The sequence below is a fragment of the Gordonia sp. IEGM753 genome (assembly GCF_050321825.1).
In the GTDB taxonomy this organism is placed as follows: Bacteria; Pseudomonadota; Gammaproteobacteria; order Pseudomonadales; family Pseudomonadaceae; genus Aquipseudomonas.
The window spans coordinates 45,036-58,040 of sequence record NZ_JBNQGB010000011.1 but is presented as its reverse complement, the minus strand read 5'-3'; the positions used below and the strand labels follow the sequence as shown (position 1 = coordinate 58,040).

Genomic DNA, 13,005 nt, shown 5'->3' with positions numbered 1-13,005 from the left:
GATGGCGTCTTCGAAATCGCCATCACCGGTGTCAGAGAATCAAAGCCCCTCCAGCATCACCATCACGCCTTTCGGCAAACCCGTTGGGTACAGGTGTAGATCACGTAGGCTAGGCTGTCCGGGCGGCTGTAAAGGCCCGGAGGGGTGCCGACACACCAGTCGCCCGCCCTCTTCCCACACCCGTAACCGGGGTCGTATGCCGCAACCCAGGCTACATCGCGGCAGCGTGTCGCCGTTCTCAACACGCCCGGAAGCATTAATTCTCTTTCTCAATTGACAATCATTATCATTGGACCTAATTTTGTTGCCCGATGTGTAAGACAGCCCAAGTCCTCAGGCCGTCCCACTACCTATGTGCAGCAGGGTGATTTCCATGACGGAACTAGTATCCACAAGCAGGTGCGATTCACCGCTACTTCAGGCATTTGTCGACAATCGATTGATTCTGGTCAAGATCGCAGCCCGCATTACCGGCTGTCGTTCGCGGGCAGAAGACGTGGTACAGGATGCATTTTTCCGACTGCAATCGGCGCCTCAGATCACTTCATCGTTCAAAGCCCAACTGGGCTATCTGTTCCAGATCGTGCGCAATCTGGCGATCGATCACTACCGCAAGCAGGCATTGGAACAGCGCTATTCGGGCCCTGAAGAGGAAGGCCTGAATGTGGTGATTCAAGGCGCCTCACCGGAAACCACGCACATCAACTTTTCGACGCTGGAACACATTGCCGACACGCTGACGGATCTGCCCAGCCGCACCCGTTATGCCTTCGAAATGTACCGCCTGCACGGCGTGCCGCAGAAAGACATCGCCAAGGAACTGGGGGTTTCACCCACGCTGGTGAACTTTATGATTCGCGATGCGCTGGTGCACTGCCGCAACGTCTCCGGTACGCGCGCAGATGTGTTTTCCCGTCGGTAAAGCTTCAATGTGGGCTTGCCAGCGAAGAATGACTCAAGACCCCAGCAGGTCTTGAGTCAAAACCATCAAGCCAACACGCACACCGCTCAAAACCCCGCTAACGCCCAAGCACCCTCAATGCGGCGCGCCTCGACACTTCAACGAGGTGACGTCAGCCGCAGCAGGACATTTAAGAGAACTCAGCAAATACACGACCCGTGGCGACCTTTCAGTGCGGCACGTCGAGCACCGCGATTTTGTACGGCTCGAAAATCTTCAGCATTTGCCCGTTGTCGCGCAAGCCTTGCAGCAGCTTGCTGAAAGCCTCGCCACTGATCGGCGCGGCCGGGCGCAAAATGGCGTAGTGGTGATACACCTGATCAATGCGCTCCGAGACCAGTAACTGACCGGCGACTTTTTCGTTGCGCAGCAAATAATCGCTCAGGTACGAGCGCGTCACCAAAGCAATGTCGGCGCGCCCGCGCAAGACCATCAGCAAGTTGCTGTCATGGGAATAGGTCAGCGTGGCGTTGTAGTTTTGTGCGAGGTATTTGGGGTCGGCATTGAAATTGGCGAACTCGTAATGATAGCCACTGAACAATGCCAAACGTTTGCCGGTAAGGTCTGAAAAGTAGTTTTGCTGGCGGTCGGGCAGACGTTGTGCGACGAAAATCTCGGCGTCCTCCAGACCCAGATCGACGTTGGTGTGCGGGATGTCCTTCCAGCCCCAATCCGGGTTCTCGAAGATCGCCATGTCGACCCGGCCTTGTTTGAGATCACCATAACGCCGTGGAATGGACGTCGGCACCAGAACAAACTGGTAATCCGTCTGGGAGGCATTAAGTGCCTGAATCAGTTGCGGCAGCAGCCCCGTGTCGGCGCCCATTTCCGGGCGCACAGTGTAAGGAGGAAAATGGGCCGCGCCGATTCGCACCAGTTGTGCAGCCTGGGACGGTATCAGCCATAGCGCACCCAGCGCTGCCAGCAAAAGCCCCGAGGCCGTCCTGATTGGCGAAAACATCAAAACAACCTACTCCCGAAAAATACACTTCAATGCTTACACGCTAGGCGTTTTTGCCCAGTTAGCCAGCGTCATACTGGCCAATAAACACTATTGTTTATCTTCCAGCACCAAAATCAATGCTTCATCAGCCAATTGGTCAAGGCTCATGCTGCCGCCCGCGCGAAACCAGGTCGTGGTCCAGGACAACGCGCCGGTCAAAAACCGTCGGGTGATGAACACATCGCCACGGATAAATCCGGCGTTTTTAGCCTCACCCAATACCTGCAACCAAAGCTCTTCATAGATATCGCGCAGCGCCAACACCTGCGCCTGGCCTTCCGCGGACAGCGAGCGCCACTCATACACCAACACGGCCATGGCCTCGCCACTGCCGCCCATGATCGACTGCAATTCGCAGCGAATCAGTGCCAATACCCGCTCACGAACATTGCCCGCTTCGGCCAGTGCCGCGCGCATCAGTGCGGTGTTGTAACGGATGGTTTCTTCCATCACCGCGCGCAGGATTTCGTCCTTGCTTTTGAAGTGATGAAAAATACTGCCTGATTGAATGCCCACGGCGCCGGCCAGATCGCGCACCGTGGTGCGTTCGTAGCCTTTATTACGAAACAGGTGAGCGGCCACTTGCAGCAGTTTGCCGCGAGCGCTGTCAGGGTCGGTCAATTGGCCGTTGTCGACCAATTCGCGCATCACCCTCAGGGCTTTTTGCTCGTCCACCCGTTATCTCCTACAGTCGATCAATCAAATACGCCGCTACCCGCGAAAACAGGGGGCTTGCGCGGGCAATTTAAGCTGGCGAACGCGACCAAGCAAGCGCTTGGGAAGAACATTTTAAGACATTTACAAACCAAGCGCTTGCTTGGTAGTCTCGATGCTCGGCTGTCGGAGGTGGTTATGCAATTGAGTGTGCCCAAAACGATTCGCATCGGTTGCGCCAGCGCCTTTTGGGGCGACACCTCGACCGCCGCCGCACAATTGGTGAACGGCGGACGCCTTGATTACCTGGTGTTTGATTACCTGGCCGAAATCACCCTGTCGATCATGGCCGGCGCGCGGATGAAAGATCCGCAGGCTGGCTATGCCAACGACTTCATCGAAGTCCTGAGTCCGCTGCTCACGCAACTCGCCGAACAAAAAATCCGCGTTATCAGCAATGCTGGTGGGGTCAATCCCCAAGCCTGCGCTACGGCCCTGCAAGCGGCATGCGACAAGGCCGGCGTGAAGCTTAAGATCGCGGTGTTGCTGGGTGACGATCTGCAACCGCAGTTCAAACAACTGAGCAGTCACGGTATCCATGAAATGTTCAGCGGCGCACCGCTGCCGCCGATGTGCGTGTCCACCAACGCTTACCTCGGTGCGCCCGGCATTGTCGAAGCACTGCGCTTGGGCGCCGACATTGTGATCACCGGGCGCGTGGTCGACAGCGCGGTAGTCAGCGCCGCCCTGGTGCATGAGTTTGATTGGGCGTGGCACGATTACGACAAACTTGCCCAAGCCGCGCTGGCCGGGCACATCATCGAATGCGGCGCCCAGTGCACCGGGGGCAATTTTACTGATTGGCGCGATGTCCCCGATTACGAGCACATCGGTTTCCCGATCGTCGAAGTCAGCGCCGACAGCCATTTTATCGTCAGCAAACCCGAAGGCTCCGGGGGCCTGGTCACGCCGTTTACGGTCGGTGAACAAATGCTCTATGAAATCGGCGATCCACGGGCTTATCTACTGCCTGATGTGGTCTGCGATTTCACCCAGGTCAAACTGGTGCACCAGGGCAAAAACGCGGTGCACGTGCATGGCGCAAAAGGCTTGCCGCCGACCGATCAATACAAGGTCAGCGCGACGTACCCGGACGGCTTCCGCTGCACCGCCAGTTGCCTGATCGCGGGCATCGATGCCGTCGACAAGGCACGGCGCGTCAGTGCAGCCATCATCAACAAGACCTCGCAGATTTTCACCGATCACGGCTGGGCGCCCTACAGCGAAGTCAACATTGAGTTGCTTGGCAGTGAAGCCACTTATGGCCCGCACGGGCAACGCCAGGACAGCCGCGAGGTGGTGATCAAACTCGCCGTGCGCCATCCCGACAAGCGTGCACTGGTGGTGTTCTCGCGTGAGATCGCCCAAGCCGCAACGGGCATGGCACCTGGGCTGACGGGTATTGTCGGTGGACGGCCGACGGTGTACCCGTTGATTCGTCTGTTTTCGTTCCTGATCGACAAATTCGCCTGCACCTTGCACATCGACATTGCCGGGGTACGCCATCCTTGCGCCCTGCCCGCTGTCGACGTACTCGACCCAGCCGATTTGCCCGCACCTTGCGAACCTCCCACACCTGCCGGGTTGGCCGACGCCAACGTGGCATTGGTCAAACTGGCGGTGGCGCGTTCGGGCGACAAGGGCAACCACAGCAACATCGGCGTCATGGCCCGCGAGCCCGAATACCTGCCGTGGATCGCCGAAGCCTTGACCCCGCAGGTGATCGTCGACTGGATGAGCCACGTACTCGACCCTGTCTATGGCCGGGTCGAGCGCTGGTATCTACCCGCCACGCATAGCCTGAATTTTCTGTTGGAAAACGCGCTGGGCGGTGGTGGCGTGGCCAGCCTGCGCATTGATCCGCAGGGCAAGGCATTCGCTCAACAACTGTTGGAAATTCAGATTCCGGTGCCTCAGAGCATCGCCGACCAGGTCAATTAGAGGACTGTCGTCATGGCCTACGATTCGATTTTCAAAGCCAATCTGTTTGCTGGGCAAAACGTAATTGTTACCGGGGGCGGCAGCGGCATTGGCCGTTGCACCGCGCACGAATTGGCGGCGCTCGGCGCTCACGTATTGTTGATTGGGCGCAAAGCCGACAAGTTGAAAAGCGTCGCGGCCGAAATTATCGAAGACGGCGGCAAAGTGGACTGGATGACCTGCGATATCCGTGAGGAGGAAGCGGTCACGCATGTGGTCAGCGAGTTGATTCGTAAACACGGCCCGATTCACGGCCTGGTCAATAACGCAGGTGGGCAGTATCCGTCGGCACTGGCCTCGATCAATCAGAAAGGTTTCGAAACCGTGATGCGCACCAACCTGGTGGGCGGTTTCCTGATGGCGCGCGAAGTGTTCAATCAATCCATGAGCCAACATGGCGGCGCGATCGTCAACATGCTCGCCGACATGTGGGGCGGCATGCCAGGCATGGGCCACTCCGGCGCGGCACGGGCGGGCATGGACAACCTGACCAAAACCGCTGCCTTCGAATGGGGTTATGCCGGGGTGCGAGTGAACGCCGTGGCGCCAGGATGGATCGCATCCAGCGGCATGGACACCTATGACGGTGCGTTCAAGGCAGTGATTCCGACCTTGCGCGAGCACGTGCCGCTCAAGCGTATCGGCACCGAGTCTGAAGTCAGCGCGGCGATTGTGTTCCTGCTCAGTCCGGCCGCAACGTTTGTCAGCGGCAGCACCTTGCGCATCGACGGGGCCGCGAGCCTTGGCGGTCGGGCATGGCCGATTCACAAGGCGACGAACAGCGAGTCATACAACGGCTTCCACCGCGCCGACCTGCCCGACGTGCTCAAGGATAAGGACTGAACCATGCCGGTAATCCAGTCACACGTGGACCCTTTCAGCGAGCAGTTCGCACGCAATCGTGCGGCGATGCTGACCGGCATCGAGCAGGTTCGACAACTCGAACGCGCCGTGCTGGACAAGGCATCCGAGGCCAAAGCCAGGTTCGACAAACGCGGGCAGTTGTTGCCCCGTGAACGCCTTGACCTGTTGCTGGACCCCGGCGCGCCGTTCCTCGAATTGGCCAGCCTTGCCGGTTACAAACTGCACGATGACAAGGACGGCAGCTCGGCAGGTGGTGGCTTGATTGCGGGCATCGGCTACGTCTCCGGCGCCCGGGTGCTGGTGGTGGCCAACAACAGCGCAATCAAGGGCGGGACTATTTCGCCCAGCGGTTTGAAAAAATCCCTGCGCCTGCAACAGATCGCCATGGAAAACAAATTGCCGGTCATCACCTTGGCCGAAAGCGGTGGCGCCAACCTTAATTACGCGGCCGATATTTTCGTCGAAGGCGCGCGCAGCTTTGCCAATCAGGCTCGGATGTCGGCCATGGGCCTGCCGCAGATCACCGTGGTGCACGGTTCTGCCACGGCGGGCGGGGCTTATCAACCGGGCCTTTCCGATTACGTGGTGGTGGTCAGGGGCAAAGCCAAACTGTTTTTGGCAGGGCCGCCGCTGTTGAAAGCGGCCACCGGCGAAGTCGCCACGGATGAAGAACTGGGCGGCGCCGAAATGCACGCGCAAACCGCCGGCACCGCCGAGTACCTGGCTGAAAACGATGCCGACGGCGTGCGACAAGTGCGCGAGATCATGGGGTTGCTGTCCTGGAATGCGCGCTTGCCGGTTGCACCCGACCGCTACTGGGAAGATCCGCTGTACCCGGTCGATGAGCTGCTCGGCCTGATACCCGATGACCCGAAAAAACCCTATGACGTGCGCGAAATTGTTGCGCGAATTGCCGACGGTTCAAGCTTCCTCGATTTCAAGAACGAGTTCGACCAACAGACTGTGTGCGGGCATCTGCACATTCAAGGTCGGGCCTGCGGATTCATCGGCAACAACGGCCCGATCACGCCCAAGGGTGCGAGCAAGGCCGCGCAATTCATTCAGCTGTGCGATCAGAGCCAAACGCCTTTGCTGTTTTTCCATAACACCACCGGTTTCATGGTCGGCACCGAGTCCGAGCAGCAAGGTGTGATCAAACATGGGGCCAAGATGATTCAGGCGGTGGCCAACGCCCGCGTGCCAAAACTGACCATCGTCGTCGGTGGCTCCTACGGCGCTGGCAACTACGCCATGTGCGGACGCGGTCTGGACCCACGCTTTATCTTCGCCTGGCCCAACAGCCGCACGGCGGTGATGGGTGGTGCGCAGGCCGGCAAAGTGCTGCGAATTGTCACCGAAGCCAAACAGCTGAAAGAGGGTTTGGTGCCAGACCCGAAAATGCTCGACATGCTCGAACAGGTCACCGCGCAAAAACTCGACAGCCAATCCACGGCACTCTACGGCAGCGCCAGCTTATGGGATGACGGCTTGATCGACCCGCGCGATACCCGGACGTTGCTTGGCTATTTACTGGACATCTGCCAGGAGGCCGACAGACGCCCACTGCAAGCCAACAGTTTTGGTGTCGCCCGCCTCTAGGTGTGCTCAGGAGAACAATAAAAATGATCTTCACCCAGGAACATCAAGCACTGCGTCGCACGGTTCGCCAATTCGTCGATCATGAGATCAACCCGTACGTCGAAGAATGGGAAAAGGCCGGGCGTTTTCCTATCCACGAGATATTCCGCAAAGCAGGTGACCTCGGCCTGCTGGGTATTTCCAAACCGGAAAAATTCGGTGGCATGGGGCTCGACTACAGCTATTCGATAGCCGCCGCCGAAGAGTTCGGGACCATTCATTGCGGCGGTATCCCGATGTCCATCGGGGTGCAAACCGACATGTGCACGCCGGCGCTGGCGCGTTTTGGCTCTGATGAATTACGCGAAGAGTTTCTGCGACCGGCGATTACCGGCGAGCAGGTGGGTTGCATCGGTGTCTCCGAAGTCGGTGCAGGCTCCGATGTCGCGGGATTGAAAACCACCGCCCGCAAGGACGGCGACGACTATGTCATCAACGGCAGCAAGATGTGGATTACCAACTCCCCAAGCGCCGATTTTATCTGCCTGCTGGCCAACACCTCGGACGATAAACCGCACATCAACAAGTCGCTGATCATGGTGGCCATGAACACGCCGGGCATCAGCCTCAGCTCGCACCTGGATAAGCTCGGTATGCGCAGCTCGGAAACCGCCCAGGTATTTTTCGACAACGTGCGCGTGCCGCAACGCAACCGCATCGGCCATGAAGGCGCAGGCTTCATGATGCAGATGCTGCAGTTTCAGGAAGAACGTTTGTTTGGCGCAGCGAACATGATCAAGGGCCTGGAGTACTGCGTCGACAGCACCATCGAATACTGCAAGGAACGAAAAACCTTTGGTAACGCGCTGATCGACAACCAGGTGATTCACTTTCGCCTGGCCGAATTACAAACCGAAATCGAATGCCTGCGCGCGTTGGTTTATCAGGCTACCGAGCAGTACATCAAGGGACAGGATGTTACGCGGCTGGCATCGATGGCCAAACTCAAGGCCGGTCGACTGGGCCGGGAGGTCAGCGACAGTTGCCTGCAGTATTGGGGCGGCATGGGCTTCATGTGGGACAACCCGGTGGCCCGCGCTTACCGCGATGTGCGGCTGGTATCGATTGGCGGGGGCGCCGATGAAATCATGCTCGGCATCATTTGCAAACTGATGGGCATCTTGCCGGGGAAAAACAAATGAGCGCGTTGCCGGTGTGCCAGACCTTGTTGCTCGAATCCCACAACGGAGTATTGCACGTCACGCTCAACCGCCCGGAAAGTCGCAATGCCATGAGCCTGCAAATGGTCGTCGAGTTGCGCGCAGTGCTGGCAGCGGTGCGCGATGATCGTACGGTCCGTGCATTGGTGATCGGTGGCGCGGGCGGGCACTTTTGCGCGGGGGGCGACATCAAGGACATGGCCAGCGCCCGTGCTCAAGGCACCACGGCCTACCGTGATTTGAACCGCGTGTTCGGCGCGTTGCTGCAAGAGGTGCAACATGCGCCGCAAGTGGTGATTACGGTGTTGCAAGGCGCAGTGCTCGGTGGCGGTTTTGGCCTGGCGTGTGTCAGCGATGTCGCCCTGGCCGATCATCAGGCGCAATTTGGTCTGCCTGAAACCAGTCTCGGTTTGCTGCCCGCGCAGATCGCACCGTTTGTGGTTCAGCGCATCGGCCTGACGCAAGCACGCCGCTTGGCGCTCACGGCCGCTCGGTTCGATGGCACGCAGGCAAAGCGTTTGGGGTTGGTGCACTTCGTGGAGCATGACGCACAAGGCTTGGCCGAGCGTCTGGATGAAGTGTTGGCGCACGTCTTGTGCTGCGCGCCGGAGGCGAATGCCCTGACTAAAAAACTGCTGCTGGCGAGTGCCGGACAACCCTCGGATGGCTTGCTGGATGAGGCGGCCGAGTGGTTTGGCCAAGCGGTGAATGGCACGGAAGGGATCGAGGGGACGATGGCTTTTGTGCAGAAGCGTAAACCCCGGTGGGCCCTTTAAAAGCATTGCTGGCAGGCCAGCGCCTTTGTAGGAACTGGCCTGCCGGCGATGGGGCTATCACTTACACCGCCAAATCAAAGGGAACACACCATGCCCGCCCTCAAGAAAATCCTGATCGCCAACCGTGGTGAAATCGCCTGCCGCATCCAGCGTACGGCGCAAGCATTGGGCTACCGCACCGTCGCCGTTTTCAGCGATGCCGACGCCGACGCCCTGCACGTGCAGATGGCCGATGAAGCGGTGTACATCGGTGCGCCTGCGGTGCAGCAATCCTATTTGAACATTCCGACAATTCTCGACGCGGCCCGGCGCACGGGTGCAGATGCCATTCACCCCGGTTACGGCTTCCTGTCGGAAAACGCCGAATTTGCCCTCGCCTGCCAACACGCCGGCCTCACCTTCATCGGCCCCAGCCCTGAAGCCATTGAGCTGATGGGCAGTAAACGCCTGTCAAAAGTCGCGATGCTGGCTGCCGGAGTGCCGTGCATCAAAGGCTATCAGGGCGTCGAACAGGACGATGCGACGCTCAGCCGTGAAGCACAGCGCATCGGTTTCCCGCTGATGATCAAGGCCAGCGCCGGCGGTGGCGGGCGCGGTATGCGGTGGGTGCATGACGCCGCTGATTTGCTGCCACACCTGCGCACCGCACGCTCCGAGGCATTGCACGGTTTTGGCAGCGACGAACTGATTCTTGAGCAGGCACTGGTCAACCCGCGCCACGTCGAAGTTCAGCTGTTTGGCGATCAACAGGGCAACCTGATCTACCTCGGCGAGCGTGATTGTTCAATCCAGCGCCGCCACCAAAAGGTCATTGAGGAGGCGCCCTGCCCCGTCATGAGCGCACAATTGCGCCACGCCATGGGCGAAGCGGCGCTGAAGGCCGGGCGTGCGGTGAATTACGTGGGCGCCGGCACTGTAGAGTTTCTGCTGGATGCACACGGGCAATTCTACTTTCTGGAAATGAACACACGGCTGCAAGTGGAACACCCGGTTACCGAACTGATTACCGGCCTCGACCTGGTGGCCTGGCAACTGCGGGTTGCAGAAGGGCTGCCACTGCCGTTGCGTCAGGATCAGGTACAACTCAACGGCCACGCCATCGAAGTGCGGTTGTATGCAGAAGACCCGACTCAGGATTTTTTGCCACAAACCGGGCGCATTGCGATGTGGGAGCCGGCGCTAAAGGACGGTGTGCGAATCGACCACGGCCTGATCGAAGGGCAGCAAGTCAGCCCGTTCTACGACCCGATGCTCGGTAAAATCATCGCCCACGGCGCTACGCGCGAAGAAGCCCGGCGCAAATTGTTGAGAGCGGTGCAAGACTGCGTGCTGCTGGGTTTACCCAGCAATCAGCGCTTGCTGACCCACCTGCTCGACCACCCGCAATTCATCAGCGGCGAGTTCAGCACCGGGTTCATCCCCGATTATTTTGCCGACCATGCCTGCCTTCATCCTCATATTCCCGGTGCCGATGAATTGGCGATTGCGGCAGCGCTTTTCTATCAGCATTCAGCGCAGGCCCACTTGGCCCCTCTGGGCGGTTGGCGGAACAACGCAAGCGTGCCGTTGCACTATCGCATTGGCCTGGACGATCAGAATTGGCCAGTGCTGCTGACAGCCATTACGGGCGAACCGTATCGGATTCAAGTGGCCGAAGAGACTCTCGATCTGAAGATAATCCAGTGCGACGGGCGCTGGGCAACGCTCCAGATCAATGGTATCCGTCGTCAATACGCCTACCGTTTGCACGCCGCACAATTGTGGCTGGGCATGCGCCCCGGCAGTCTGCGGCTGGTGGATCACACGCACGCTGTGGTCAACGGTCAGGCCAGCGCCAGCTCCGGCACGCTCAAGGCGCCAATGGACGGGGCGATTGTCGACGTTCTGGTCAGCGAGGGCAGCCCCGTAATCAAGGGCCAATTGCTGGTGGTGTTGGAGGCGATGAAAATGGAGCACCCATTGAAATCGGGGATCGATGGCGTGCTCAAGCGCTTGCAGGTTCAGGTGGGAGATCAGGTTAAAAATCGGCAGATTCTGCTGGAGGTCGAATAAGCCGCTAGGCGGATCCGCAGGGTTTGGCTACGCTCAAGCCCTATCAGGATGCGGATACCTAGGAACCCTTCGATGCCTCACTGGCTGGTCATTGATCTGGAAGCCACCACCGATGAGGGTGGCTGGCCGATAACGGAAATGGAAATCATCGAAATTGGCGCCACCCTGGTGGATCGCCAAGGTCGCGAGCTGGACCATTTCCAGCGCTTCGTGCGGCCGCTGCGTCGACCATTGCTGACGACGTTTTGCCGGGAGCTGACGCACATCACCCAAGCCAACATTGATGCGGCGCAACCGTTGTCCGAAGTCTGGGTGGCGTTCGAGCGCTGGCTGACGCAGCATCATTCGCGCCTGGAAGGCTGGGCCAGTTGGGGCGACTATGACCGCAAACAATTGCTGCAGGAATGGCAGCACCTGCAACTCGACAGCGAGCTTGCCCGGGTGCCGCACATGAACCTCAAACAGCGATTTGCCAAGGCGCGACGACTGGAACGGCCATTGGGACTTAACGGCGCTCTGCAACTGGCAGGCATGCAGTTCAGCGGGCAACAACACAGGGCCCTTGAAGATGCGCGCAATACGGCACGTCTGCTACCGCTGATTCTCCCCGTCTAGTGAGGTGACGCGGCCTAGTGCCTTGTGCATACTGGCCGGCCCTTTTAAGCCCTTTTTTCGAGGAATCGCCCATGTTTAAAGTCAACGAGTACTTCGACGGCACCGTCAAGTCGATCGCTTTTGGCACCGCAGAAGGTCCGGCGACCATCGGCGTCATGGCTCCGGGCGAATACGAGTTCGGTACCAGCCAACGTGAGATCATGCACGTGGTGACCGGCGCCCTGACCGTCAAACTGCCAGACAGCAGCAACTGGGAAACCTTCGCCGCAGGCAGCCAGTTCAACGTGCCCGCCAACAGCAAATTCCAGCTGAAAGTGGCCGTCGACACTGCTTACTTGTGCGAATACCGCGGCTAAAACCGAGGATTCACCCATAAAAAATGCCCGTGTTTAACGACACGGGCATTTTTTTGTTCGGTGCTTATTCGAGGACGGTCACCGACATGCCGACTTCGAGATGGCCATTACCATCATTGACCAGGTTCTGACCGAACATGGCGCCATCGGCCTCGGCGCGATATTTCTGCAAGGTTGCCAGCGGCTCGCGATCATCGCTGCGCGCGCCGGTGTGCGGGTCGATCGTGGTCAGAATGCAACGCGAGCAGGACTTGACCACCCGGAACTCGACATCACCGATGCGAATGCGCTTCCAGCCATCCTCGGCATACGCCTCGCTGCCCTCGATCACCAAGTTCGGCCGAAAGCGCAACATCTCCAGTGGCCGGCCGACACGTTGCGATAAATCTTCCAACGAGGCCTGACCGATCAGCAACAACGGGTAGCCATCGGCAAACGCCACTTGATCGTCGTCATGACCATAACCCGCCTCAGTGGTACGGGCCCGCTCCAGCGGCACTTGCACCAACCGGGTCGGTTTGCCGATGAACTCACTGACCCAGGCCGCTGCCACATCTCCAGCGTCCGGCACGCGCAAGGTATCGCGCCAAATGGTCACGCCGCGCAGTTCGGCGTCACCGCCAGGCAGCGCGATATCGATCGGCGTGCGACCCGCAACACTGAGGGTAAGCCCGCCTTCGGCATTCCACAGCGCTGACAGTTGGCTCATCTGCGCCACCGCGCGCTGTGTCAGAAAGCGTCCGCTGGCTTCATCCACGAGCATCCAGCGTCGGTCACCGTCCAAGCCTAACTTGTCCAGGCGAGCCTGTTGCAGGGTTTCGCCCTTGCCAGATTTCAACGGATAACGATATAGCGCGCTCAAACGCAGCATGGCCAGCTCCGGGGT

Annotated in this window: 12 protein-coding genes; 9 read left to right on the top strand and 3 right to left on the bottom strand. The window is 59.1% G+C overall.

Translation table 11 applies throughout. The annotated features are described in order from the left end of the window. Positions 1–373 precede the first annotated feature (373 nt). Positions 374–922, top strand: a complete 549-nt coding sequence (locus ACQR3R_RS30385) for an RNA polymerase factor sigma-70 (RefSeq protein WP_428278403.1) — start codon at positions 374–376, stop codon at positions 920–922. A 208-nt stretch (positions 923–1,130) separates the two neighbouring features. On the opposite strand, the gene ACQR3R_RS30380 is transcribed toward ACQR3R_RS30385, so the two are convergent. Further along, on the bottom strand, positions 1,131–1,922 hold the full coding sequence (locus tag ACQR3R_RS30380; RefSeq protein WP_428278401.1) for a substrate-binding periplasmic protein: 792 nt from the start codon (positions 1,920–1,922) through the stop codon (positions 1,131–1,133). Between the two features lie 90 nt (positions 1,923–2,012). Then, entirely contained in the window at positions 2,013–2,639 is a 627-nt protein-coding gene (locus ACQR3R_RS30375) for a TetR-type transcription factor C-terminal domain-containing protein (RefSeq protein ID WP_428278399.1), read from the bottom strand. A 177-nt stretch (positions 2,640–2,816) separates the two neighbouring features. On the opposite strand from ACQR3R_RS30375, the gene ACQR3R_RS30370 reads away from it, so the two are divergent. The 8 genes from ACQR3R_RS30370 to ACQR3R_RS30335 all read left to right on the top strand — a co-directional run bounded on the left by ACQR3R_RS30370 (position 2,817) and on the right by ACQR3R_RS30335 (position 12,119). Then, positions 2,817–4,619 carry an acyclic terpene utilization AtuA family protein gene (locus ACQR3R_RS30370; RefSeq protein WP_428278397.1) on the top strand — a complete coding sequence of 601 codons (1,803 nt, stop codon included), beginning with the start codon at positions 2,817–2,819 and terminating at the stop codon, positions 4,617–4,619. 12 nt (positions 4,620–4,631) lie between these two features. Next, complete coding sequence (locus tag ACQR3R_RS30365) at positions 4,632–5,501, top strand: SDR family oxidoreductase (protein WP_428278395.1); 870 nt, start codon at positions 4,632–4,634, stop codon at positions 5,499–5,501. 3 nt (positions 5,502–5,504) lie between these two features. Further along, positions 5,505–7,121, top strand: a complete 1,617-nt coding sequence (gene atuC / locus ACQR3R_RS30360) for a geranyl-CoA carboxylase subunit beta (protein ID WP_428278393.1) — start codon at positions 5,505–5,507, stop codon at positions 7,119–7,121. A gap of 23 nt (positions 7,122–7,144) precedes the next feature. After that, positions 7,145–8,302, top strand: coding sequence for a citronellyl-CoA dehydrogenase (gene atuD / locus ACQR3R_RS30355; protein WP_428278391.1), 1,158 nt, complete (start codon positions 7,145–7,147; stop codon positions 8,300–8,302). Further along, positions 8,299–9,096: an enoyl-CoA hydratase-related protein gene (locus ACQR3R_RS30350; RefSeq protein WP_428278389.1), complete on the top strand. Its 798-nt coding sequence runs from the start codon at positions 8,299–8,301 to the stop codon at positions 9,094–9,096. Before atuD ends, ACQR3R_RS30350 begins: the two co-directional genes overlap by 4 nt. 90 nt (positions 9,097–9,186) lie before the next feature. Then, complete coding sequence (locus ACQR3R_RS30345) at positions 9,187–11,148, top strand: acetyl-CoA carboxylase biotin carboxylase subunit (protein WP_428278387.1); 1,962 nt, start codon at positions 9,187–9,189, stop codon at positions 11,146–11,148. Between the two features lie 72 nt (positions 11,149–11,220). Continuing rightward, a complete protein-coding gene (locus ACQR3R_RS30340; protein ID WP_428278385.1) occupies positions 11,221–11,763 on the top strand; it encodes an exonuclease domain-containing protein in 543 nt (180 codons plus the stop codon). Between the two features lie 71 nt (positions 11,764–11,834). Then, positions 11,835–12,119, top strand: a complete 285-nt coding sequence (locus tag ACQR3R_RS30335) for a pyrimidine/purine nucleoside phosphorylase (RefSeq protein WP_427628432.1) — start codon at positions 11,835–11,837, stop codon at positions 12,117–12,119. Positions 12,120–12,183: 64 nt separating this feature from the next. Here the strand turns inward: ACQR3R_RS30335 and ACQR3R_RS30330 are convergent, their stop codons facing one another. Then, positions 12,184–12,990 (bottom strand): MOSC N-terminal beta barrel domain-containing protein, encoded by an 807-nt coding sequence (locus ACQR3R_RS30330; RefSeq protein ID WP_428278382.1) that lies wholly within the window; start codon positions 12,988–12,990, stop codon positions 12,184–12,186. Positions 12,991–13,005: the final 15 nt, after the last annotated feature.